Raw genomic sequence first — 23,093 nt, 5'->3', positions numbered from 1 at the left:
GCCCTGCGCGAACAGACCGGGCTGGCGGTTTCGATCGCCGATGAAAGCCTGAACTGTGTGGCTTTGGGCACCGGCAAGGCACTGGAATACGAAAAACAACTGCGCCACGCGATTGACTACGAAAGCTAAGGCGCGCACCCTCTGAAGGGTGACCAACGGACGCGAGCAGCACGGGAAGGTAACCTGTGGCAAAGGACCGTTCACAGCGCGACGACTACACCGCCCCACTGCGCCGGTTGCTGCTGGGGATCGTGGTCCTGTGCCTGCTGGGTATCTTTATCGTCTGGCGCATCGACAGCCCTCGGGTGGAACGGTTCCGGGCGCAGGTGGTCGACAAGGTTGTCCCCTCGATGGAGTGGGCCATGGTTCCGGTCACCGGCGTCGTCAATCTGGTGCGCGATTTCCAAAGCTATCAACGGCTGAGCGAACAGAACCGCGAACTGCGCAGCGAACTGCGCCTGATGCGGGCGTGGAAAGAGGCCGCGCTGCAGCTGGAACAGGAAAACGCTCGGCTGCTGGACCTGAACAACGTAAGGCTTGATCCCCGGCTGACCTATGTCACCGGCGTGGTGATGGCCGACAGCGGCTCGCCTTTCCGGCAATCGGTGCTGCTGAATGTAGGCGAGCGTGACGGCATCCTGAACGGCTGGGCCACGATGGATGGTATTGGCGTGGTCGGGCGTATCTCGGGCGTGGGGGCGGATACGGCGCGGGTGATCCTGCTGACCGATGCCTCCAGCGCCATTCCGGCGACCATCCAGCCCTCGGGCCAGACGGCGCTGATTGCGGGGGATAACACCGCTGCACCCGTGGTCGAGTTTCTGGAGAACCGCGAACTGGTGCGACCCGGCGACCGGGTGGTTACCTCGGGCGATGGTGGAGTATTCCCCGGCGGGTTGCTGATCGGCCAGATCACCGCCGATCCGGGTGGCCGCCTGCGCGTGCGCCTATCCGCCGATTTCGAACGGCTGGAGTTCCTGCGCGTGCTGCGCTACCAATCCGCCACGCCGATCCCGGACCCCGGCGGTATTGTCGGGCCTTTACGCCCCGAGGCTGCCCTGACCCCGCAGGAGGCAGGTGATGGATAGGTCCGCCTCACACCTCTGGGTCAAGCGCAGCCTGTATCTGGTGCTGGCGGCGCTGATCTTGTTCCTGCATCTGCTGCCGCTGGATTCAAAACCGGATCGCTGGCCGTTCCCCGACCTGCTGATCGCGCTGACCTTTGCCTGGGTTCTGCGACGCCCGGACTATGTGCCGACACTGGCGATTGCCGCCGTCATGCTGATGGCCGACCTGCTGTTGCAACGCCCGCCGGGCCTGCTGGCCGCTTTGGTTGTGATGGGCGCGGCGTATCTGCGCTCTGCCGCGCCGGGGATGCGCGATGCCGGGTTTGTTGGTGAATGGACCACCGTCGGGGCCGTCATCACGGGGATTTTCGTCCTGAACCGTCTGATCCTTGCTATCCTGTCGGTCCAACAGGCGGCGCTGGGATTGATGGTGGTTCAAGTGGTTCTGACAATTGCGATCTATCCGCTGATCGTTCTGCTCAGCCAGAGCGGGTTCGGCGTGCGTCGTAAGTCCCCGGTGGACACAGTCACCGCAGGAGGACGGCCATGAAACCGCGCACGCCCAAATCGCAAGGTCTGGCCTATAAACGCCTGCCCCGTAGGGCGTTGGTGCTGGGTGGGTTGCAGGCGGCCTTTATCGGCGGTCTGGCCGCACGAATGCGGTTCATGCAGGTCGATCAGGCCGATGAATACCGCCTGCTGGCCGAGGAAAACCGGATCAACATCCGCCTGATCCCGCCGACCCGAGGGCGCATTTATGATCGCAACGGGCAGGTCATCGGGCAGAACTCGCCGTCCTACCGGATCGTCATCGTGCGCGAGGATGCGGGTGATATCGACAAGGTCATCGCCAAGCTGTCGAACCTGATCCCCCTGACTGAGGATGAGATCGAACGCGCCAAATCGGAAATGCGCCGCTCGGCCCCGTTCCTGCCGGTCACGCTGGCCGATCAAGTCACGTGGGAGGATATCTCGAAAATCGCGGTGAATGCGCCCGCCCTGCCCGGTGTCACGCCAGAGGTCGGACAAACCCGGCAATACCCGCGATATGAGGATTTTGCCCATATCGTCGGTTATGTCGGCCCGGTCAGCGATTATGACCTCAGCCAAATCACCGACCCGGAACCGGTGTTGCGCATTCCCCGGTTTCAGATCGGCAAAGTGGGTCTGGAAGCCAAGCAAGAGATCAACCTGCGTGGCAAGGCGGGCTCGAAGCGGGTCGAGGTCAACGCCACGGGGCGCGTCATGCGCGAGTTGGATCGGCAGGAAGGACAGCCGGGGGCCGACCTGCAACTGTCCGTCGATGCGGATCTGCAGCAATATGCACAGGCCCGGCTGGCCGGTGAAAGCGCCGCCGCTGTTGTGATCGATTGCGAAACCGGCGATCTGCGGGCGATGGCCTCTGCCCCCAGTTTCGACCCCAATCTGTTTGTGCGCGGCATCTCGGTCGCGGATTATCAAATCCTGACACAGGACAAATACCGTCCGCTGGCCAACAAGACGGTTCAGGGCACGTACCCGCCGGGCTCGACCTTCAAGATGGTCACCGCCTTGGCCGCACTTGAGGCAGGCGTGGTTGGCCCCGGCAGCACCGTCTATTGCCCCGGTCACCTCAAGGTCGGCGCACGCCGCTTTCACTGCTGGAAGCGCGGCGGTCACGGCATGGTCGATCTGAACACATCGCTCAAGCGCAGTTGCGACGTTTACTATTACGACGTGGCGATAAAGGTCGGCATCGACAAGATATCCGAGATGGCGCGAACCCTTGGATTGGGCGTCAAACATGACATCCCCATGTCCGCCGTGCGCGCCGGTTTGGCGCCCAACCAGGAATGGAAACAACGCACCCATGGTGAAGAGTGGCTGATCGGCGACACGGCCAATGCCTCGATCGGGCAGGGTTTCATGCTGGCCTCGCCCATGCAACTGGCGGTGATGACGGCAAGGATCGCGACCGGGCGTGCGGTTTCTCCGCGACTGGTCCGATCCGTCGATGGCATCGAACAGCCAACGGGCGCAGGAGAGCCGCTTGGTATCAGCCGCACCAACCTCGAATACATCCGCGAGGCAATGTGGTCGGTCTCGAACGACCGGCGCGGCACGGCCTATCGCAGCCGCATCATCGCCGACGATTTCCGCATGGCCGGCAAGACCGGCACCAGTCAGGTGCGCAACATCACCAAGGCCGAACGCGCCGCCGGGGTGATCCGCAACGAGGACCTGCCGTGGGAGCGTCGCGACCACGCCCTGTTCGTCAGCTTCGCCCCTTATGACAACCCGAAATACGCCGTGGCCGTTGTGGTCGAACATGGAGGCGGCGGATCGCGGGCAGCTGCCCCGGTCGCACGAGACATCATGCTGCAGGCGCTCTATAATGGCACACCCCCGCTCGAGGCCTACCCAACCGCAGATCGCGAGCGCATCAAGGAACAACAAAAACAGCTGGAGGGCGACCGCCGCCCCAAAGCGCGTCCTGACGAAAAGGACCGCGCATGAGCTATCTTGAATACGCCGTCAAATCCACGCCATCGGGGTTCCGCAAGGTTCTGTATATGAACTGGCCGCTGACCTTGTTGCTGGTCAGCGTGGCGAGTGCTGGATTTCTGATGCTGTTCTCGGTCGCGGGCGGATCATGGACACCATGGGCCGAGCCGCAGATGGAACGCTTTGGGCTGGGTCTGGTCGTCATGTTCATCATTGCGATGGCGCCGATCTGGTTCTGGCGCAACATGTCGGTGCTGGCCTATCTGGGCTCAATTGGGTTGCTGATCGTGGTCGAACTGTTCGGCACCATCGGCATGGGCGCACAGCGCTGGATCGATTTGGGCTTCATGCGGTTGCAACCTTCTGAGGTGATGAAAGTGGCGCTGGTGATGGTGCTGGCGGCCTATTACGACTGGCTGCCCGCCCATAAAACCTCGCGCCCGATCTGGGTGATCATCCCGGTGCTGCTGATCCTGATCCCCACTTTCATGGTGTTGCGGCAACCGGACCTTGGCACCTCGATCCTGCTGCTGGCCGCTGGTGGAGGGCTGATGTTTCTGGCCGGGGTCCACTGGGCCTATTTCGCCGCCGTCATCGCGGCGGGGGTGGGGCTGGTGGCCACCGTTTTCAACAGCCGCGGGACGGAATGGCAGTTGCTCAAGGACTATCAGTTCCGCCGCATCGACACGTTTCTGGACCCCTCGACCGATCCGCTGGGGGCGGGATACCACATCACCCAGTCCAAGATCGCTCTGGGATCGGGCGGATGGAACGGACGCGGGTTCATGGAGGGCACCCAGTCGCGCCTGAACTTCCTGCCGGAAAAGCACACCGATTTCATCTTCACCACCCTGGCCGAGGAATTCGGCTTTGTCGGCGGCATCACCCTGCTGATCCTCTACGCGATGATCCTGATCTTCTGCATGGTCACCGCGCTGGCGACCAAGGATCGGTTCTCGTCGCTGGTGACGCTGGGCATCGCGCTGAACTTTTTCCTGTTCTTCGCCGTCAACATGTCGATGGTGATGGGGCTGGCCCCGGTGGTGGGTGTGCCGCTGCCGATGGTCAGCTATGGCGGCTCGGCCATGCTGGTGCTGATGGCCGCCTTCGGCATCGTGCAAAGCGCCCATATCCACCGTCCCCGTTAAGAGGTCCTGCATGCCTGTGAACGTGTTGTTTTCCGCGCGCCCTGCCCTGTGGCCCGTCTATGAACCGCTGCTGTCAGAGGGCCTGCGCGCTGCCGGGCTGGAGTTTCATCTGGCCACGGACATGCCCCCCGATCAGGTCGATTACGTCGTCTACGCCCCCAATGGCGGCCTGTCTGATTTCACGCCCTTAACCCGTCTGAAGGCGGTGCTGAGCCTCTGGGCCGGGATTGAGAGCATTTCGGGCAACCAGACCCTGACCGTCCCGCTGGCCCGCATGGTCGATCACGGGCTGACCGAGGGGATGACCGAATGGGTCGTGGGCCATGTGCTGCGCTATCATCTTGGCATGGACACCCATATCACCCGGCAGGATGGAACGTGGGCACCCGAGGCCCCACCGCTGGCCGCTGACCGTCACGTCTGCATTCTGGGGCTTGGCACCTTGGGTGAGGCCGCCGCCCGCGCATTGGCGGCATTGAATTTCAACGTCACCGGGTGGAGCCGGACACCCAAGGGCATCCCCGGCATCAGATGTGAACACGGGGCCGAGGGCCTGCGCGCCGCCCTGTCACAGGCTGAGATTGTCGTGCTGCTGCTGCCCGACACCGCCGCCACGCAAAACATCCTGAACGCCGAAACGCTGACCCTGCTGCCGAAAGGGGCCAGGATCATCAACCCCGGGCGCGGGCCGTTGATCGACGATGAGGCGCTGCTGGCGGCATTAAACTCCGGTCAGATCGGCCATGCCACGCTGGATGTGTTCCGGGTCGAGCCTCTGCCCGCCGATCATCCCTATTGGGCCCATCCCAACGTGACGGTGACGCCCCATATCGCCTCCGAGACCCGGCCACCTACGGCGGCACAGGTCATTTGCGAAAACATCCGGCGCGGCGAAGCAGGCGAGCCGTTCCTGCATCTGGTTGACCGCCAGTTGGGTTATTAAGCCGCGATCAAACCCCGGCCTTTCAACAGCGCCTCGACCCCCGGCAGACGGCCCCGGAAGGCCAGATACAGATCCTCGGCCTCGCGTGAGCCTCCGGTGGACAGAATGTTCTCCTCCAGCGCTTTGGCGCGCTCGGGGTCGAACGCCCCTCCGGCCTCTTCGAAGGCGGCAAAGGCGTCGGCATCCATGACCTCGGACCACATATAGCTGTAATAGCCCGAGCTATAGCCGTCGCCCGCAAAGACATGGGCAAAATGCGGGGTGGCGTGGCGCATGCCGATGGCTGCGGGCATACCCAGATCGGCCAGAACCTCGGCCTGTTTGGCCATCGGGTCCACCGGGGCATCGCCATCGTGGAACGCCAGATCGACCAGTGCCGAGGCAACATATTCCACCGTCTGGAACCCCTGATCGAAATTGGCGGCCTTCAGCACCTTTTCCAGCATCTCTTGCGGCATCGGCGCGCCGGTGTCCGCGTGGGTGGCGAATTCGGCCAGAACCTCGGGGACCTCAAGCCAGTGTTCGTAAAGCTGGCTGGGCAGTTCGACGAAATCGCGCGCCACGGAAGTACCCGAGATACTCTCGTAGGTCACATCCGACAGCATCTGATGCAGCGCGTGGCCGAATTCATGGAACAGCGTCCGCGCGTCGTCATAGGACAGCAAAGCCGGGTCGCCCTTTGCGAAATTGCAGACGTTGATCACCACCGGGGCCTGTTCTTTCGGGAACTTCGCCTGCCCGCGCATCGCGCTGCACCACGCGCCGGATCGTTTGGAGCCACGCGCAAAGTAGTCGCCGATGAAGACCGCGATATGCTTGCCGCCCCGCGTCACCTCCCACGCGCGGCAATCGGGGTGGTAGAGCGGCACGTCCAGCGGCGCAAACTCTAACCCGAACAAACGATTGGCGCAGGCAAAGGCGGCCTCAATCATCCGGTCCAATTGCAGGTAAGGTTTCAGGGCAGCCTCATCCAGATCATGCTCGGCCTTGCGGCGTTTCTCGGCATAGTAGCGCCAGTCCCACGCGGCCAGCGGGCCGTTCACGCCATCTACTTGCATCATCTGGTTCAGCACCTCGGCATCCGCATCGGCGCGAGCCTTGGCGGGCTGCCAGACCTGCATCAGCAGATCACGCACCTTGTCCGGGGTGCGGGCCATTTCGGTCTCCAGTTTGAAATCAGCGAAACTGTCATAACCCAACAGCTTGGCGCGTTCTTCGCGCAGGGCCAGTATTTCTGCGGCGATCTCTCGGTTATCGGTCTCACCCCCATTCGCCCCGCGCGCGGTCCAGGCGCGATAGGCTTTCTCGCGCAGGTCGCGGCGTGGAGAGAATTGCAGGAACGGCACGATCAGAGACCGAGACAGGGTCACCACCGGCCCATCCGCGCCCTTTTCCTGCCCCGCCGAGCGGGCAGCGTCGACGACGAAATCGGGCAGGCCCTGTAGATCGTCTTCGGTCAGGGTCATGAACCAGTCCCGCTCATCCGCCAGCAGGTTCTGGGTGAAGGACGTGCCCAGCGAGGCCAGCCGCGCCTTGATGTCCTGCATCCGAGCATCCGCATTACCTTCCAGCGCCGCGCCCGCGCGGACAAAACCGCGATGGGACAGCATCAGGACACGCGCCTGTTCGTCATTCAGCCCCAGATCGTCCCGCCGCGCCCACAGGTCCGCCACACGCTGAAACAACGCCTTGTTTGATGAGATGCCCGAGAAATGCGCAGCCAGTTTGGGGGAAAATTCCCGCTGCAACTCCTCACGCTTCGGATTGCTGTCCGCACCTGCGACCGTGAAGAAAACGGCCAAGACCTTGTCCAACTGCTCACCCCCCGTCTCCAGCGCCTCGATCGTATTGGCGAAGGTGGGCGTGTCCGGGTTGCCGGCAATCGCGTCGATCTGCGCGTTATGCGCCTCCAACGCCTGGTCCAGAGCAGGGGCGAAATCTCCGTCCGAAATGTCGGCAAACGGGGCGATTTCAAACGGCGTGGTCCAGTCGGACAGGATCGGGTTGGTCATGCGGATCTCCTTTGACCACAAACTAGGAAGGGCCGACCGGATGATCCAGAGCAACCGTCTGATTATTCGGCACCTGAACCGCAAATCGGGCAATCGACGCGCTGCGACAGGGTGATCTTGCGGCTTTCGCCATAAAGCGCGTCATAGATCAGCATCTCACCCCGCAGCGCCTGCCCCGCACCGGTGATGACCTTGATCGCCTCGACCGCCATCATTGATCCTAGGACACCTGGCAACGGCCCGATCACCCCTGCCTCGGCACATGAGGGCGCTAGACCGGCAGCCGGGGCCTCGGGGAAGATGCATTGGTAGCAGGGTGCGCCCGAGGCCGGGTCGAAGACGCTCAGCTGTCCCTCCCATTGCGACAGCGCGCCCGAGATCAGCGGCTTGCCCAGCGCCACCGCCGTGCGGTTGGTCAGATAGCGCGTGTCGAAATTGTCGGTGCCGTCCAGGATCAGATCGAAATCGTCGAACAGGTCTGCTGCGATCTCTTCGGTCAGGCGGCGGTGATAGGGCAGAATTGTCACGTTGGGGTTCTGTGCCTCCATCGCAGCTTGGGCCGAGAACACCTTGGGGATGCCGATATCCGCATCACGATGGATTACCTGCCGTTGCAGGTTGGCATTTTCGACCACGTCATCGTCGACCACCCCGATGGTGCCCACCCCTGCGGCGGCCAGATATTGTAACGCCGGTGCGCCCAAGCCCCCGGCCCCGATCACCAGCACCCGCGCCTGTTTCAGGCGTTTCTGCCCCGGCCCGCCCAATTCGCGCAGCACGATGTGGCGGGCATAGCGGTCCAGTTCCGTTTCGCTGAATGTGCTGGCAGACATTGCGGGCTCCTTGGTCGAGGTCGGCGCGGCGCAGGCGCGCAGCGCCTTCAATACCCTGCCATAAACCAGAGCCAGCCCGGCAAAGCCACCCAGGATCAGCCACACCGATGCCGATCCGCCCGTCGCCTGTCGCAGCGGATTGCCATCAGGCAGCAGCAATTGCGCAATGATCACTCCCGCCAAAAGCACCGCAACCGAGGCCGCACGGGCGGTGCGGGACACCCCGGCGATATAGCCGATGCCCCAAAGCCCGGCGGCCAAAAGCAGAACCAGCAGCATCAGCCGCGCCCGGTCGAGCCGAACCCTCCGGCCCCGCGCTGTGTTTCATTCAGCGTATCGACCAGATCGAACTGTGCCTGTACGACCGGGGCGACCACCAGTTGCGCGATGCGCTCGCCATGGGTGATTTCGAACGGCCCCTGCCCGGCGTTCAGCACGATCACGCCCAGCGGGCCGCGATAGTCGCTGTCGATGGTACCCGGCGTGTTCGGCAGGGTGATGCCATGTTTCAGGGCAAGGCCAGAGCGGGGTCGGACCTGAACCTCAAACCCCGGAGGGATTTCGATCCGCAGACCGGTGGGCACCAGCACCCGCGCGCCGGGTTGCAGGGTAATCGAGGTTCCGCCCGGCAGGTTCGCCCGCACGTCAGCCCCCGCCGCCCCGGCGGTTTCATATGATGGCAGCGCCACTGCGGGGTCGGCCCCGTCTTCGCGGATTACTCGGATTGCGACCATCCCGTTTCCTTTTTATCGGTTCAGTGTGTCGGCGATCTTTGCCGCCAGACGTTGCGCCACAGCGTCCTTGCCCATGCGCGGCCATGCCTCGGCCCCCTGATCCGAGATCAGGGTGACCGCATTTTCAGACCCGCCCATGATCCCGGTAGCCGGGCTGACATCATTGGCCACGATCCAGTCGCAACCTTTGCGGTCCCGCTTGGCGGTGGCGTGTTCGATGACATTGTCGGTCTCAGCCGCAAATCCAACCACCAGTTGCGGGCGACCCTGGTCCATCCGCGCCACGCGTTTCAGAATGTCCGGGTTCTCCGAGAATTCCAGCGCGGGCAACCCATCCCGGCTTTTCTTCAACTTCTGCTCCGAGGCCGCAACGCGCCAATCCGCAACCGCCGCCGCGAACACGCCCGCATCAACCGGTAGCGCCGCATCGACCGCGTCCGACATCTGCTGCGCCGTCTGGACGGGCACGACCTGCACACCTTCGGGCGGGGTTACATCTGCCGGGCCGGTGACAAAGATCACCTCGGCCCCCAGCGCGGCCAACGCCCGTGCAACCGCCGTACCCTGCGCGCCCGAGGATCGGTTGGCGATATAGCGCACCGGATCAATCGGTTCATGAGTCGGGCCCGAGGTCACCAGCACCCGTTTGCCAGCCAGCGGGCCATCGCCCAGCGCGGCCTCGATCGCGGCCACAATCTCCAGTGGTTCGGACATGCGCCCGGGGCCGTATTCGCCGCAGGCCATGTCGCCCTCATTCGGGCCAACAAAGCGGATGCCATCAGCCTGCAATTGCGCATGATTGCGCCGCGTGGCCGGATGATCCCACATGCGCACGTTCATCGCAGGGGCACACAGCACCGGCGTATCGGTGGCCATCAGCAGGGTCGAGGCCAGATCGCCCGCCAGACCACCCGCCATCTTGCCCATCAAATCCGCCGTGGCCGGAGCCACCACGATCAGATCAGCCGAGCGCGACAGCTGGATATGGCCCATCTCGGCCTCATCGGTCAGATCGAACAAGTCGCGATACACTTTCTCACCCGCCAGCGCGGACACTGCGAGTGGCGTGACGAACTCCTCCGCCGCGCGGGTCAGTACGGGGGTGACCAAGGCACCGCGCTCTTTCAATCGCCGGATCAGGTCCAGCGATTTATAGGCCGCGATGCCGCCGCCGATGATCAGCAGAATGCGCTTGGATGCCAGCATGTTCAGCCCTTCCCGTCCCGGTCGCACCGACATTATGCAACGCGGCCCGGCAGTTCCAGCGGTTAATTCCCGGTTTCGAACGCCTTGCAGGGGTCCTCACGCTCTGCCGCCGGGCTGTCGATCACCGCGTCAAACGTGCCGTAGATGACGCCATCTTCGGATTGGCCCAGCACGAACACCTTCAGCCCCGGGCGCAGCCGCGTCAGGAAGGTCGGGATGCCGCGATCCTTGCGCGCATGTCCGTTGCCGGTGATCACAGCGATTGGCCCGCCAGTCTCATCCTTAGCCCGCAGAATCGCGCGGGTCAGAACCGCATCGCGCAAGCGCTGGATCGCCACCATCTGCGGCAACGCCTCGGCTGGCAAAGCATCGCAATGGGCGGCCAGTTGATCCGCCTCACGCGCGGCCTGATCCTCGGGTGCAAGCGGCACGGTGAGCCCATAACGCGCCGCATCTGCGCCCAGCGCCGTAGCCGCGCCCCGCTCCATCGCGGCCCGCGCCGCCGTGCGGGGCACCATGGCACCGTAAACCGGCGCGTCCGAGGCCTGAAAGACCGGGTAGTACATGCTGAGCGGTGGCCACCCAGATTCGGCCCAGCGCAGAATGCGCGAAAGCTCTTCGGGGTTTGTGGCGGCCTTTTGCGCCAGACGCTGCGCGCCTTCTTCGGTCACCATCTCCCACACCACGGCAGAGGGCTGGATCGCCGCAATCGCCTCGGTCTGCACAAGGTGGTGCTGGGGGTTGTCGTGAATCTCGCCCAGAATGACCACATCCGCCGCCTGCATCGCAGCGATCACATCATCGGGGATCAAATCATCCGCATGACCCGGCCGCAGGGCCGCGATCAGAAAGCCACAGGTAAGTAGCAGATTCGCAATATGTTTCATGCGAAGAAGTGTTGCACCTCGCGCGATTGCGCTTCAAGGTTCTTGCGCATTTTTACGAAGGCTGCGGCCTCTAGCTGCCGCACTCGTTCCTTGGACAATCCAAGTTCTTTCCCAAGGCTTTCCAGCGTCCGCGCCGGTTCGCGCAACTTGCGCTCGCTGATGATGAAGCGTTCCCGTTCGTTCAACGCCTTCATCGCGGTGATCAGCCATTCGCGCAGTTGCTCGTTGTCATGACTGTGCTCGACCGCCTCAGCGGCCTGTTCGCTGTCATCCTCCAGCGCATCAATCCATTCACGCCCGTCCTCATCCGCCGACTGCACCGCGTTCAGCGAGAAGTCGGAACCGGACAAACGCCCCTCCATCATCTCGACATCCCGCAGGGGCACGCCGATCTCGGCGGCGATCATCTGGTGCAGCTGATGGCGATCCAGCTCCATCCCTTCGGTCGCGGCCTCACGCTCCAGCCGCGCCTGCACCCGGCGCATATTGAAAAACAGCGATTTCTGGGAAGAGGTCGAACCGGTGCGCACCATCGACCAGTTGCGCATGACATAATCCTGAATGCTGGCCTTGATCCACCAGACCGCATAGGTCGAAAAACGCACGCCACGATCCGGGTCGAACTTGTCGGCGGCTTTCATAAGGCCAAGACCCGCCTCTTGAATCAGATCGTTCATCGGCGCGCCGTAGCGTTTGAACTTGGCCGCCATCGAAATCGCCAAACGCATATAAGCGGTGATAAGACGGTGCAGCGCCTGTTCATCCCGCTGATCGCGCCAGGCATAGGCCAGTTGCAACTCGGTCTCGGCATCCAGCAATTCTGCCTTCATCGCCTGCCGGGACATCGAAAAATCACTCGGGCTGTCCAGTGCCATGCAACTCTCCCTTATTTACATAGGCGTAGGCCGGGCTTGCCATGCCGACCTGTGGTCGATACGCAGGATAATACAGCGTGGATCACCAGAAAGGTAAGTATAGTGCGTCATAATTTAACCTTTGTCCTGGGTGGCGCAGCCTCTGGAAAGTCCCTTTTTGCCGAGCAACTTGTTGTTTCATCAGAAAAATCCCGTAAATATGTCGCTACATCACAAGTTTTTGATGATGAGATGAAATTGAAAATTAGGCAACATATTGCTCAACGCGGGGCCGATTGGACCACAATCGAGGCCCCGTTTGACCTGAGTCCCGCGCTGGCCGAGCTGACACCGGATGAGGCCTGCCTGATAGATTGTGCCACAATGTGGCTGACCAATCACCTGCTGGCAGAACACGATCTGGTGCACGAACAAGCCGCCCTGCTGGAGGCGCTGAAATCCAGCGCCGGGCAGATCGTCATCGTCTCGAACGAGGTCGGGCAGGGCATCGTGCCCGAGAACGCACTGGCCCGCAAATTCCGCGAGGCGCAGGGTCGTCTGAACATCGCATTGGCGGCGCAGGCCGATCTGGTGGTGCAGGTCACCGCCGGGCTGCCGATGGTACTGAAAGGGCAACTGCCATGACCCGACTGCACCTTGTCCGCCACGGTCCCACCCATGCCAAAACCATGGTCGGCTGGTCTGACATTCCCGCGGACCTGAGTGATCACGCGGCAATCGCCCGCCTTGATGCGCATTTGCCAGCGGATGCGGTGGTGATCTCCTCGGACCTGTCGCGCGCCGCCGATACGGCTTCGGCCATTCAGGGGACGCGCCCGCGCCTGCCCCACCACCCCGACCTGCGTGAAATTCACTTTGGCACATGGGAACTGCGCCCCTTTGCCGAGATCGAGGCCGAAGACCCCGAACTGGCCTTTGCCTACTGGGACAACCCGGGTGAGGTGCGCCCGCCGAAAGGCGAAAGCTGGAACGGCGTGCGCGCGCGTGTCGATGCCGTGATCGACCTGCTGATTGCCGAACACACCGGGCGCGATCTGATCGTGGTGGCTCATTTCGGGGTCATCCTGACTCAGGTCCAGCGTGCGTTGGACGTAGACGCACAACAGGCGTTTTCACACCGGATCGACAACCTCTCGGTGACCGAAATCACCCATCACGGCGACCGTTGGTCGGTGGGGCGGATCAATCACATTCCGTGAACTGCAGGCGCACAAATCACTGATTTACCGATGCGGGTGGCTTGGGACATCGTAGGGACATGACCTATGACCTTTACATCGGTGACCGCCTGTTCTCTAGCTGGTCCATGCGTGGCTGGTTGATGTTGGAAAAGTTCGACCTGCCCTACCGCAGCCATATGATCGGCCTCTATTCCGGCACGATGGCTGAGGATATGAAACCGCTCGCCCCCGCCCGTCTGGTCCCGGCTTTACGCCTGCCTGACGGCACTGTCGTTGGCGAAAGCCTCGCCATGGCCGAAACACTGGCCGAGCGTCACCCGGATGCCGGGCTTTGGCCAGCGGACCCCGCCGCACGGGCCACCGCCCGGTGGCTCTGCGCCGAGATGGTGGCCGGGTTCACCGCCCTGCGCGGTCAATGCGCGATGCAATTGCAGCACTGCTGGGAAGGGTTTGAGCCTTCCCCTGAAACCCTTACCGATCTTGAGCGTATCGAGACTCTGTGGGCGCATGCGCGGTCGGTTTCAGGCGCGTCAACCGGGCCGCTGTTCGGGACCTATTCGCTGGCCGATGTGTTCTACACTCCGGTCGCAGCGCGGATCATCGGATACGGCCTGCCCGTATCCGATGCCAACCGCGCCTATTGTCTTTCGCTGTTGTCCGATCCTTCGGCCCGCCAATGGCGCGCGATGGGTCTGACGATTTCTTATGACCCCTTTCCCTACGCCCAGACCCTACCGTCCCGCCCGTGGCCAGTTGGTGGCACATCACAGGCCAAACCCACACCCCAAGGACCTTCGGTCAACACGGCCTGTCCCTATTCCGGCGACCCGGTGCGAGACTTTCTGGAGCTGGACGGTCAAGTCTGGGGGTTCTGCAACCCGTTCTGCCGCGACAAAACCGTCGCAGACCCCGGCGCGTGGCCGAAATTCACCGCCATGGTGAACGGCGTTAACGTTTCTTAAACCGCGACCATGGCAGCAACGACCTGTTAACCAAGAAACAGGATCGCCATGGTCGCCCGCGCCCACACCGTTGCCTTTCAAGGGGTCGATGCCCGCCCGGTCGAGGTGCAATGCGCCGTCTCGCCAGGCCTGCCCGCCTTTTCCATCGTGGGCCTGCCCGACAAAGCCGTATCCGAGGCCCGCGACCGCGTGCGCAGCGCGCTCAGTTCCATGGCCATCGCGCTGCCGTCGAAACGCATCACCATCAACCTGTCGCCCGCCGACCTGCCGAAAGAGGGCAGCCATTTCGACCTGCCCATCGCCGTTGCCCTGCTGTCGGCGCTGGACATCATTCCCTCGGACGCCGCCGAAGGCTCGGTCGCTTTAGGGGAGTTGTCATTAGACGGCTCACTGGTGCCCGTGGTCGGTGCCCTGCCTGCCGCGATGACGGCAGCGGCCGAGGACCGCGCGCTGCTCTGCCCCCGCGCCTCCAGTGCCGAGGCTGCATGGGTGGACGCAACGCAAGTCGTCGGGGCCGGATCGCTGGGTGACGTGGTACGCCATTTCACCGGACAGGCCCCCTTGCCCGCCGCCGCCCCGGGAGAGGTCAACCTTGCACCCAGCCTGCGCGATCTGCGCGACGTCAAAGGACAAGAACGCGCCAAGCGTGCGCTGGAAATCGCGGCGGCTGGCCGTCATCACCTGATCATGATCGGCACGCCGGGCTCGGGCAAATCGATGCTCGCCGCCCGTTTGCCCGGCATCCTGCCCGCATTGACCCCGGCGGAGGCGCTGGAAACCTCGATGATCCAGTCCTTGTGCGGCTTGCTGGACGAAGGCGGCATCAGTCGGTCGCGCCCCTTTCGCGAGCCACATCACACAGCCTCGATGGCAGCCATTGTAGGCGGAGGCAAAGGGGCCAAACCGGGTGAGATTTCACTGGCCCATAATGGCGTTCTATTCATGGACGAGTTTCCCGAATTTCCCCGCACAGTGCTGGAAACACTGCGCCAACCCATCGAGACCGGAGAGGTCATGGTCGCCCGTGCAAACGCCCATGTGAAATACCCTTGCCGGTTCATGCTGGTCGCCGCTGCCAACCCCTGCAAATGCGGATACCTGACCGACCCCGCCCGCGCCTGTTCGCGCGCACCAGGCTGTGGCGAGGATTATCTGGGACGCATCTCGGGGCCCTTGATGGACCGCTTCGATCTGCGAATCGAGGTGCCTCCGGTCGGGTTCACTGATCTTGACCTGCCTCCATCGGGCGACAGTTCCGCTGAAGTGGCCGCACGGGTTGAAGCCGCGCGACAGATACAGACAGCACGGTTCCGCGACGCGCCGGGAACCCGCCAAAATGCAGATGTCGAGGGTAAGTTATTGGAGGAGATTGCCGCGCCTGACGCCGAGGGCAAGGAGCTGCTGGTGAAAGCTGCCGAGAAATTCGGCCTCTCAGCCCGCGCCTTTCACCGCATCCTGCGGGTCGCGCGTACCATCGCCGATCTGGAAGACAGCGCCGATATCCGCCGCCCCCATGTGGCCGAGGCGCTGAGCTTTCGCATCAGCGCCCGGGTCGCGCATTAAAGACGCGATTCGATGGCATCCCAGATTTTCCCGGCGATGTTTACGCCGTCGAACCGCTCAAGCTCCTGAATACCGGTGGGTGAAGTCACGTTGATCTCGGTCAGGTAATCGCCGATCACATCGATCCCGACGAAGATCTGACCCTTTTCCTTCAACAGCGGGCCGATGGCGGCGCAGATCTCAAGATCGCGTTCCGTCAGACCGATCTTTTCAGGGCGACCACCCACATGCATGTTCGACCGGGTCTCCCCCTCAGCCGGGACGCGGTTGATGGCGCCGACGGGCTCTCCATCGACCAGAATCACTCGTTTGTCGCCATTGCGGACGTCCGGCAGGAATTTCTGCACGATCAGCGGCTCACGTGAGAACCCGGCGAAGAGTTCGTGCAGAGATGTCAGGTTGCGGTCATTGGCATCCAGCCGGAACACCCCGGCACCGCCATTGCCGTAAAGAGGCTTGAGGATGATATCCTCATGCTTGTCCTTGAACGCCTTTATGGTCTTCAGATCGCGGGCGATGGTGGTCGGCGGTGTCAACTCCGGGAAATCTAGAACCAGCAGCTTTTCCGGGTAATTGCGCACCCAGAACGGATCATTCACCACCAATGTCTGACCCTTCAGCCGGTCCAGCAGATGAGTCGAGGTGATGTAATGCATGTCAAAGGGCGGGTCCTGCCGCAGCCAAACCACATCGAAATCAGCCAGATCAACCTCGCGCTCGGGCCCCAGAACCGCCGGATCACCCGGAACCCGCTGAACGGTCATATCCTGACCGCGCGCGGTGATCCGACCTTCCTGATAGGCTAACTGGTCCGGGCCATAGAAAAACAGCTGATGACCGCGCACCTGCGCCTCTTCCGCCAGACGGAAAGAGCTGTCGGCATTGATATCCACGGCCCCGATCGGGTCCATCTGAAAGGCGATTTTCATGGCGCGTCCCTCGTATTGTCGCCTGATACATGGCGCAGCACGTCCGAGGGTTCAATGCCGATCAGGCCTGCCCAAATGCGTTTTCGATGATTTGAACCGCCCCGGTGGCATCCACCAGCGCCGCATCGAAGCGTACATTGGTCAATTGCCCACCCGGTTCATGTTCCAGAAACTGGGCTGCCGAGGCGCAAATGCGATCCATCTGACGCCGACTGATTCGGCTGGCGGCCTGATCGAAACTGGTGCTTTTCTTGACCTCGATGAAGATCAGACCATCGCCATCCCGCGCAATCAGATCGATTTCCCCACCGGTCCCGCGCCAGCGGCGATGGGCAATGGAAAACCCGCGCCGTTCATAGTCGGTGGCCACGCGCAATTCCGCCGCCTGCCCCGAATGATGCGATACCGAACCCCGCATAGATCGTCTGGCCATGTCATCCCTTTCCCAGCTTCAGAGCCTTCTGATAAATCGGGCGGCGCGGCAGGTTGTACATTTCCGATACAAGATCGGCGGCATCCCGCACCGAATGGGTTTCCAAGGCTCTCTCCAAGGCCTGTTCTACGTCAGATTCGTTAACAGTTGGCGAATGGGCGCGGTCCACCAGAATGACGATCTCGCCTTTGACCGGCCCGCTTTGCAACGCATCCGCCAGTTCCTGCAATGTACCACGCTTGATCTCTTCGAATTTCTTGGTCAGTTCCCGGCAAACCGCGCCCTGACGCTCCTCCCCCAGACCTTTTGCCAAATCCGAGAGGCAGGCCGCCACGCGTTTGGGCGATTCGTAGAATACCAGTGTTCCGGGGATATCACGCAGCGCCTCGATCCGGGTGCGGCGTGCGCCGGATGCATTGGGCAGAAACCCGGCGAAAAAGAAGGCATCCGTTGGCAGCCCTGCCAGTGTCAGCGCTGTCAGTGCCGCCGAAGCGCCCGGAGCGCAGGTGACGGTGAAACCGGCCTCAGCGGCCTGTCGACCCAGATCGTACCCCGGGTCCGCGATCAGCGGCATTCCGGCCTCGGACGCATAGGCCACGGATTTGCCCTGCCCCAGCGCCTGAATGATCTTTTCCCGCGCACCTGCACCGCTGTGGTCGTGGTAGGCTTGAATGCGGCGACCCTCCAAAGGCACACCGTGGATTTCCATCAGGCGGCGCAGGCTGCGGGTGTCTTCTGCCGCGATCACATCGGCCGAGGCCAGCACGTCCAGCGCCCTGAGCGTAATGTCGCGTGCCGTTCCGATCGGAGTGGCAACGAAATACAGACCCGCGCTCAATCTTACCTTTTGGAAATTCAAAGCTGGACCCTCACAGCGTGACGTTTATTATCGCGGCTCAACAGAAAGGCATCAGCCTCAGCCGCTGGATCAGGGAGTTTTCATTTAGATGTTTAGCGTTTGCAAGCCCGTTCGCAAGCTGGCGAAATCCGCCGCTGTTCTGGCCACTGCGGCATTTCTGGCCGCTTGTGAGACCGGAGGCCTGGGCGGAGGGCCCTCGATCAACACGTCCAAGCCGGTTCCCGTCGCCCTGCTTGTCCCGGCGGGATCGGCAAATTCCGGGGACGCGGCGCTGGCGCGCAGCCTTGAGAACGCAGCACGGCTGGCGATGTCCGATCTGCAGAATGTCCAGATCGATCTGCGCGTCTATGACACGGCGGGCAATGCGGGCACGGCCTCGACCGTGGCGCAGCAGGCGGTGTCGGATGGGGCCAAGATCATCATCGGGCCGGTTTACGCGCAGGCCGCCAATGCGGCGGGTCTTGCGGTTCTGAATCAGAACGTCAACGTCCTGTCCTTTTCCAACAACACCAGCATTGCCGGGGGCAACGTCTTTGTCCTTGGGCCGACTTTCAACAATACCGCGAACCGGCTGGTCAGCTATGCAGGCCAGCAAGGCAAGACCGGGGCAGTCATCGTTCACAGCAACGACGCCGCCGGGCAACTTGGGCAATCGGCCATTGCAAGCGCACTTGCCAGCAGCCGGGTCAGCAATGTCGGAACCGTGGGCTATGACCGGTCGCAACAAGGCGTGATCAACTCGGTCCCCACCATCAAAGCGACCGTCGATTCTACCGGCGCCGATTCGGTCTTTATGACCGCGACCACCGCCGGGGCGCTGCCCTTGCTGACGCAATTGCTGCCCGAAGCTGGAGTGTCCCCAGCAACGACCCAGTATATCGGCCTGACCCGCTGGGACATCCCGGCCCAGACGCTGGAACTGCCGGGCGTTCAGGGTGGATGGTTCGCTCTGCCCGATCCGGCCAAGGCGCAGGCCTATCGTCAGCGGTACAACAACACCTATGGTGAGGCACCGCACCCGATCAGCGGGCTGGCCTATGACGGGATCGCCGCGATTGCCGCGCTGGTCAGTCAGGGCAACGCCAACGCGCTGACCGCATCGGCCTTGACACAGAACGCCGGTTTCCAGGGCGTTGGCGGCATTTTCCGCCTGCGGTCGAACGGCACCAATGAACGCGGTCTGGCCGTGGCCACGATCCAGAACAAACAGGTGGTTGTGATTGACCCTGCCCCGCAAAGCTTCTCTGGTGCTGGATTCTGATCTGCCCGCAGACAGGCTGATCTGCCCGGCTGAAGAGATTTTCGACAGCGCCGGGGTCTCGGACCAGTTGCAGAGCGCGGTCGAAACCTGCACGGACAATTCCGCCGTGCGCGCCGAGACGGTCCGCATTCTGCGCGAGGCGCAGAAGGCAGGCCGCGCGGCCATCGCACAGGCCTTTGCCCAGCGCCCGTTTGATGCGCGCCCTTTGACGCGATCCTATACCTATCTGACCGATCAGATGGTCTGCACCGCCATGCGCGTGGCCAGCGAACATCTGCACCCACTGGCCACCCCGACCCAGGGCGAACGGATCACGGTGCTGGCCGTCGGAGGATATGGGCGCGGGGAAATGGCGCCCTCGTCAGATGTCGATCTGCTGTTCCTGACCCCCTACAAGATCACCGCCTGGGCCGAGAGCGTGATCGAATCCATGCTCTACATCCTGTGGGACCTGCGGCTGAAGGTCGGCCATTCCTCGCGTACCATCAAGGATTGCCTGCGGTTGGGAGGGGACGATTTCACCATCCGCACCGCCATGCTGGAACAGCGCTATCTGGCAGGCGACAAGGCACTGGCCGAAGAACTGGACCAGCGCCTGAAGGACGAGCTGTTCAAAGGCAGCGAACGGGAATTCATCGAGGCCAAGCTGCAGGAACGCGATGCGCGCCACCTCAAGCAGGGTCAGCGCTATATGGTCGAACCCAACGTGAAGGAAGGCAAAGGCGGGCTGCGCGACCTGCAATCGCTCTACTGGATTGCGAAATACATCTATGGCGTTCAGGACGTGGCCGAACTGGTGCCTTTGGGCCTGTTCACCCCCGAGGAGTTCAAGGGCTTTGTCGAGGCCGAGGATTTCCTGTGGGCCGTCCGATCGCATCTGCATCTGGTAACCGGGCGTGCGACGGAACAACTGACCTTCGATCTGCAGGTCGAGGTCGCCGACCGCATGGGATACGAAGACCGCGCCGGGCGCCGGGCGGTCGAGATTTTCATGCAGCGCTATTTCCGCGAAGCAACAAGGGTGGGCGAGCTGACCCGCATCTTCCTGACCAAGCTGGAAGCGGCCCATATGAAAAGCGCCCCGATGCTGGAGCGTATCTTTCGCCGCCGCCCCCGGCTAAAGGCGGGCTATAAGGTCGTGCATGGGCGGCTGGACGTGACGGACCCTGACGCGTTCCTGTCCGACAAGCTGAACCTGCTGCGCCTGTTCGAGGAAGGTCTGCGCACCGGTTTGCTGATCCACCCGGATGCGATGCGGCTGGTCACCGCCAATCTGAACCTGATCGACGACGACATGCGCAACAACAAGGAAGCGCGGCGGATCTTCCTTGATCTGATGTTGAAACACGGCAACCCCGAACGCGCCCTGCGGCGGATGAACGAGTTGGGCGTGCTGTCCGCCTTTTTGCCCGAGTTCGAGCACATCGTGGCGATGATGCAATTCAACATGTATCACAGCTATACGGTGGACGAGCATACCATCCAGTGCATCGTCAACTTCGCACAGATCGAACGCGGAGAGCTGGTGGAATCCCTGCCTCTGGCCTCGTCGATCCTGAAAGAGGGCGTCAATCGCAAGGTCCTGTACGTCGCCCTGCTGCTGCATGACATCGCCAAGGGCCGACCCGAGGATCACTCGATCCTCGGCGCCCAGATCGCACGCAAGGTGGCGCCGCGACTGGGGCTGAACAAGGCGGATTCGGAAACCGTGGAATGGCTGGTGCGCTATCACCTGCTGATGTCGGATATGGCGCAGAAACGCGATATCTCGGACCCGCGCACGGTGCGCGATTTCGCCAAGGCGGTGAAAACGGTCAAACGGCTGGATCTGCTGACCGTGCTGACCGTCTGCGACATTCGCGGCGTCGGGCCGAACACCTGGAACAACTGGAAAGCCACCCTGCTGCGCGCCCTGCATGCCGAAACCAAGCGCGCGCTTGAGACGGGGATGGAGGACCTCAACCGTGCCAATCGCGGGGATGAGGCGAAAAAGGCCCTGCGCGCGGCGCTGCAGGACTGGTCCAAGGCTGATCTCAAGACGGAAACCGCGCGGCATTATCCGCCCTATTGGCAGGGGCTGAACCTGTCGACCCATCTGGAGTTCGCCGACATGCTGCGCGCACTGGAACAAAGTGGCGACCCCGGTGCGATGGAAATCCGCCTGCACCCGGACGAAGACCGCGACGCCACCCGCGCCTGTTTTGCGATGGGCGACCATCCGGGTATCTTTGCGCGTATCGCAGGGGCCTTGGCTCTGGTCGGGGCCAATGTGGTGGATGCCCGCAGCTATACGACCAAGGACGGTTATGTGACCGATGCGTTCTGGATACAGGATGCTGAGGGCCACCCGTTCGAAGCCTCACGCCTGCCACGCCTGACGCAGATGATCCACAAGACCCTCAAGGGTGAGGTCGTGGCCCGGGACGCGCTGAAATCCCGCGACAAGATCAAGAAACGCGAACGCGCCTTTAACGTGCCGACCCATATCACCTTCGACAATGACGGCTCCGAGATTTACACGATTATCGAGGTCGACACCCGCGACCGTCCCGGCCTGCTGTATGACCTGACCCGCACGCTGGCCGCCTCCAATGTCTATATCGCCAATGCGGTGATCGCGACCTATGGCGAACAGGTGGTCGATACCTTCTATGTCAAGGATATGTTTGGGTTGAAATATCACGCCGAAAGCAAGCAGCGTAGCCTTGAAGCAAAACTGCGCAAAGCCATTACCGAGGGCGCACAGCGCGCCGCCTCATGAAACAAATCCGTCTGTTCTCGGGCCTGTTCACGGTGGGGTTCTGGACCCTGGCCAGCCGTATTCTGGGGTTTTTGCGAGAGATTCTGCTGACCGCCTATATTGGCCCCGGCCCCGTGATGGACGCCTTTGTCGCCGCCTTCCGCCTGCCCAACATGTTCCGCCGCTTCTTTGCCGAAGGCGCGTTTAACGCCGCTTTCGTCCCAATGTTCTCAAAACGGGTGGAGGGGGGCGAAAACGCGGAAGGGTTCGCACAGGATGCGTTCAACCTGCTGGCAGCGGCGGTGCTGGCGCTGGTCGGTCTGGCGATGGTGTTCATGCCCGCGCTGGTCTGGCTGACGGCGGAAGGCTTCTATGGCGATGAACGCTTTGATATGGCGGTCGATTACAGCTATGTCGTCTTTCCCTACATCCTGTTCATGTCGCTGGCCGCGCTGTTTTCTGGTGTTCTGAATGCCACGGGCCGGTTCGCCGCTGCCGCCGCCGCGCCGGTTTTGCTGAACGTCTTTGCCTGTTCGGCCCTGATCTTTGGCGCGCTGTCGGGCGGAGAGGTCATTCGATGGCTGATCACAGTCATTCCCATCGCAGGCGTGGCGCAGCTAACACTGGTCTGGGTCGCCACCGAGCGCGCCGGGTTCCGCATCCGCCCGGGTCGGCCCCGCCTGTCGCCCGAGATGCGCAATCTGGTACGCGTTGCCGTGCCTGCCGCATTGGCAATGGGCGTGACACAGGTCAATCTGGTTGTCGGGCAGTTGGTGGCGTCTAAAACCGAAAAGGCGGTCAGCTGGTTGTTTGCTGCCGACCGATTGTATCAATTGCCGCTGGGCGTGGTGGGCATCGCCGTCGGCATCGTGCTTCTGCCCGATCTTTCACGCCGCCTGCGCGCGGGCGACAAGGCAGGCGCGCGCAACGCGTTTTCGCGGGCGGGGGAGTTCATGCTGCTGCTGACCATCCCCTC

General features: G+C 62.5%; 21 protein-coding genes and 1 pseudogene. 13 read left to right on the top strand and 9 right to left on the bottom strand.

The window, feature by feature from the left end; translation table 11 throughout:
* The 6 genes and pseudogenes from MPJ51_RS05450 to MPJ51_RS05425 form a co-directional block, all read left to right on the top strand.
* Positions 1–129, top strand: a pseudogene (locus MPJ51_RS05450) (rod shape-determining protein); the annotation flags it as partial.
* Positions 130–185: 56 nt separating this feature from the next.
* Positions 186–1,088, top strand: a complete 903-nt coding sequence (gene mreC / locus MPJ51_RS05445) for a rod shape-determining protein MreC (protein WP_298382909.1) — start codon at positions 186–188, stop codon at positions 1,086–1,088.
* Positions 1,081–1,617 (top strand): rod shape-determining protein MreD, encoded by a 537-nt coding sequence (locus MPJ51_RS05440; protein ID WP_298382906.1) that lies wholly within the window; start codon positions 1,081–1,083, stop codon positions 1,615–1,617. Before mreC ends, MPJ51_RS05440 begins: the two co-directional genes overlap by 8 nt.
* Positions 1,614–3,563, top strand: a complete 1,950-nt coding sequence (gene mrdA / locus MPJ51_RS05435) for a penicillin-binding protein 2 (protein WP_298382902.1) — start codon at positions 1,614–1,616, stop codon at positions 3,561–3,563. The genes MPJ51_RS05440 and mrdA overlap by 4 nt, the downstream gene beginning before the upstream one ends.
* Entirely contained in the window at positions 3,560–4,699 is a 1,140-nt protein-coding gene (gene rodA, locus MPJ51_RS05430) for a rod shape-determining protein RodA (RefSeq protein ID WP_298382899.1), read from the top strand. The genes mrdA and rodA overlap by 4 nt, the downstream gene beginning before the upstream one ends.
* A 10-nt stretch (positions 4,700–4,709) precedes the next feature.
* Positions 4,710–5,642, top strand: a complete 933-nt coding sequence (locus MPJ51_RS05425) for a glyoxylate/hydroxypyruvate reductase A (protein ID WP_298382896.1) — start codon at positions 4,710–4,712, stop codon at positions 5,640–5,642.
* On the opposite strand, the gene MPJ51_RS05420 is transcribed toward MPJ51_RS05425, so the two are convergent.
* From MPJ51_RS05420 to MPJ51_RS05395, 6 genes are all read right to left on the bottom strand, one after another.
* Positions 5,639–7,654 (bottom strand): M3 family metallopeptidase, encoded by a 2,016-nt coding sequence (locus MPJ51_RS05420; protein ID WP_298382893.1) that lies wholly within the window; start codon positions 7,652–7,654, stop codon positions 5,639–5,641. The two genes, MPJ51_RS05425 and MPJ51_RS05420, sit on opposite strands and share 4 nt — an antisense overlap.
* 62 nt (positions 7,655–7,716) lie before the next feature.
* Positions 7,717–8,766 (bottom strand): HesA/MoeB/ThiF family protein, encoded by a 1,050-nt coding sequence (locus tag MPJ51_RS05415; RefSeq protein ID WP_298382890.1) that lies wholly within the window; start codon positions 8,764–8,766, stop codon positions 7,717–7,719.
* On the bottom strand, positions 8,766–9,221 hold the full coding sequence (gene dut, locus MPJ51_RS05410; RefSeq protein WP_298382888.1) for a dUTP diphosphatase: 456 nt from the start codon (positions 9,219–9,221) through the stop codon (positions 8,766–8,768). Before dut ends, MPJ51_RS05415 begins: the two co-directional genes overlap by 1 nt.
* Positions 9,222–9,233: 12 nt before the next feature.
* Positions 9,234–10,427, bottom strand: coding sequence for a bifunctional phosphopantothenoylcysteine decarboxylase/phosphopantothenate--cysteine ligase CoaBC (gene coaBC / locus MPJ51_RS05405; RefSeq protein WP_298382885.1), 1,194 nt, complete (start codon positions 10,425–10,427; stop codon positions 9,234–9,236).
* A 62-nt stretch (positions 10,428–10,489) separates the two neighbouring features.
* Positions 10,490–11,314, bottom strand: coding sequence for a ChaN family lipoprotein (locus MPJ51_RS05400; RefSeq protein ID WP_298382882.1), 825 nt, complete (start codon positions 11,312–11,314; stop codon positions 10,490–10,492).
* Positions 11,311–12,189 carry an RNA polymerase factor sigma-32 gene (locus tag MPJ51_RS05395; protein ID WP_298382880.1) on the bottom strand — a complete coding sequence of 293 codons (879 nt, stop codon included), beginning with the start codon at positions 12,187–12,189 and terminating at the stop codon, positions 11,311–11,313. Before MPJ51_RS05395 ends, MPJ51_RS05400 begins: the two co-directional genes overlap by 4 nt.
* A 102-nt stretch (positions 12,190–12,291) precedes the next feature.
* Here MPJ51_RS05395 and cobU point away from each other — a divergent pair, with 102 nt between their 5' ends.
* The 4 genes from cobU to MPJ51_RS05375 are packed head-to-tail and all read left to right on the top strand — an operon-like array spanning position 12,292 to position 15,895.
* On the top strand, positions 12,292–12,813 hold the full coding sequence (gene cobU / locus MPJ51_RS05390) for a bifunctional adenosylcobinamide kinase/adenosylcobinamide-phosphate guanylyltransferase (protein WP_298382877.1): 522 nt from the start codon (positions 12,292–12,294) through the stop codon (positions 12,811–12,813).
* Complete coding sequence (locus MPJ51_RS05385) at positions 12,810–13,388, top strand: histidine phosphatase family protein (RefSeq protein ID WP_298382874.1); 579 nt, start codon at positions 12,810–12,812, stop codon at positions 13,386–13,388. The genes cobU and MPJ51_RS05385 overlap by 4 nt, the downstream gene beginning before the upstream one ends.
* Positions 13,389–13,447: 59 nt before the next feature.
* Positions 13,448–14,332, top strand: a complete 885-nt coding sequence (locus MPJ51_RS05380) for a glutathione S-transferase (protein WP_298382871.1) — start codon at positions 13,448–13,450, stop codon at positions 14,330–14,332.
* 48 nt (positions 14,333–14,380) lie between these two features.
* A complete protein-coding gene (locus MPJ51_RS05375; protein WP_298382869.1) occupies positions 14,381–15,895 on the top strand; it encodes a YifB family Mg chelatase-like AAA ATPase in 1,515 nt (504 codons plus the stop codon).
* Here the strand turns inward: MPJ51_RS05375 and gshB are convergent.
* The 3 genes from gshB to rsmI all read right to left on the bottom strand — a co-directional run bounded on the left by gshB (position 15,892) and on the right by rsmI (position 18,116).
* Positions 15,892–16,824 carry a glutathione synthase gene (gene gshB, locus MPJ51_RS05370; RefSeq protein ID WP_298382867.1) on the bottom strand — a complete coding sequence of 311 codons (933 nt, stop codon included), beginning with the start codon at positions 16,822–16,824 and terminating at the stop codon, positions 15,892–15,894. The two genes, MPJ51_RS05375 and gshB, sit on opposite strands and share 4 nt — an antisense overlap.
* Before the next feature lie 61 nt (positions 16,825–16,885).
* On the bottom strand, positions 16,886–17,257 hold the full coding sequence (locus MPJ51_RS05365; RefSeq protein ID WP_298382865.1) for a YraN family protein: 372 nt from the start codon (positions 17,255–17,257) through the stop codon (positions 16,886–16,888).
* A 1-nt stretch (position 17,258) separates the two neighbouring features.
* A complete protein-coding gene (rsmI, locus tag MPJ51_RS05360; RefSeq protein ID WP_298382864.1) occupies positions 17,259–18,116 on the bottom strand; it encodes a 16S rRNA (cytidine(1402)-2'-O)-methyltransferase in 858 nt (285 codons plus the stop codon).
* An 88-nt stretch (positions 18,117–18,204) separates the two neighbouring features.
* Between rsmI and MPJ51_RS05355 the strand changes: the two genes are divergently transcribed.
* From MPJ51_RS05355 to murJ, 3 genes are all read left to right on the top strand, one after another.
* Complete coding sequence (locus tag MPJ51_RS05355) at positions 18,205–19,377, top strand: penicillin-binding protein activator (RefSeq protein ID WP_298382862.1); 1,173 nt, start codon at positions 18,205–18,207, stop codon at positions 19,375–19,377.
* Positions 19,337–22,138, top strand: coding sequence for a [protein-PII] uridylyltransferase (locus MPJ51_RS05350; RefSeq protein WP_298382860.1), 2,802 nt, complete (start codon positions 19,337–19,339; stop codon positions 22,136–22,138). The genes MPJ51_RS05355 and MPJ51_RS05350 overlap by 41 nt, the downstream gene beginning before the upstream one ends.
* Positions 22,135–23,093, top strand: a 959-nt coding sequence (gene murJ / locus MPJ51_RS05345; RefSeq protein WP_298382855.1) for a murein biosynthesis integral membrane protein MurJ, incomplete at its 3' end; no start/stop codon positions are given. The genes MPJ51_RS05350 and murJ, both read left to right, overlap by 4 nt.

The organism is Ruegeria sp. (assembly GCF_028066395.1).
Lineage (GTDB): Bacteria > Pseudomonadota > Alphaproteobacteria > Rhodobacterales > Rhodobacteraceae > Ruegeria.
The sequence above is the reverse complement of the archived record's forward strand: the minus strand, read 5'-3'. Positions and strand labels throughout refer to the sequence as shown.

Bases quoted from the DNA above. Each gene is read 5' to 3' on its own strand.
- MPJ51_RS05425 (WP_298382896.1), top strand. From the start codon at position 4,710: ATGCCTGTGAACGTGTTGTTTTCCGCGCGCCCTGCCCTGTGGCCCGTC.
- mrdA (WP_298382902.1), top strand. From the start codon at position 1,614: ATGAAACCGCGCACGCCCAAATCGCAAGGTCTGGCCTATAAACGCCTG.
- MPJ51_RS05415 (WP_298382890.1), bottom strand. From the start codon at position 8,766: ATGCTGCTGGTTCTGCTTTTGGCCGCCGGGCTTTGGGGCATCGGCTAT.
- MPJ51_RS05365 (WP_298382865.1), bottom strand. From the start codon at position 17,257: ATGGCCAGACGATCTATGCGGGGTTCGGTATCGCATCATTCGGGGCAG.
- MPJ51_RS05385 (WP_298382874.1), top strand. From the start codon at position 12,810: ATGACCCGACTGCACCTTGTCCGCCACGGTCCCACCCATGCCAAAACC.
- MPJ51_RS05380 (WP_298382871.1), top strand. From the start codon at position 13,448: ATGACCTATGACCTTTACATCGGTGACCGCCTGTTCTCTAGCTGGTCC.
- coaBC (WP_298382885.1), bottom strand. From the start codon at position 10,427: ATGCTGGCATCCAAGCGCATTCTGCTGATCATCGGCGGCGGCATCGCG.
- MPJ51_RS05420 (WP_298382893.1), bottom strand. From the start codon at position 7,654: ATGACCAACCCGATCCTGTCCGACTGGACCACGCCGTTTGAAATCGCC.
- dut (WP_298382888.1), bottom strand. From the start codon at position 9,221: ATGGTCGCAATCCGAGTAATCCGCGAAGACGGGGCCGACCCCGCAGTG.
- MPJ51_RS05400 (WP_298382882.1), bottom strand. From the start codon at position 11,314: ATGAAACATATTGCGAATCTGCTACTTACCTGTGGCTTTCTGATCGCG.
- MPJ51_RS05355 (WP_298382862.1), top strand. From the start codon at position 18,205: ATGTTTAGCGTTTGCAAGCCCGTTCGCAAGCTGGCGAAATCCGCCGCT.
- MPJ51_RS05375 (WP_298382869.1), top strand. From the start codon at position 14,381: ATGGTCGCCCGCGCCCACACCGTTGCCTTTCAAGGGGTCGATGCCCGC.
- MPJ51_RS05395 (WP_298382880.1), bottom strand. From the start codon at position 12,189: ATGGCACTGGACAGCCCGAGTGATTTTTCGATGTCCCGGCAGGCGATG.
- MPJ51_RS05440 (WP_298382906.1), top strand. From the start codon at position 1,081: ATGGATAGGTCCGCCTCACACCTCTGGGTCAAGCGCAGCCTGTATCTG.
- rodA (WP_298382899.1), top strand. From the start codon at position 3,560: ATGAGCTATCTTGAATACGCCGTCAAATCCACGCCATCGGGGTTCCGC.
- gshB (WP_298382867.1), bottom strand. From the start codon at position 16,824: ATGAAAATCGCCTTTCAGATGGACCCGATCGGGGCCGTGGATATCAAT.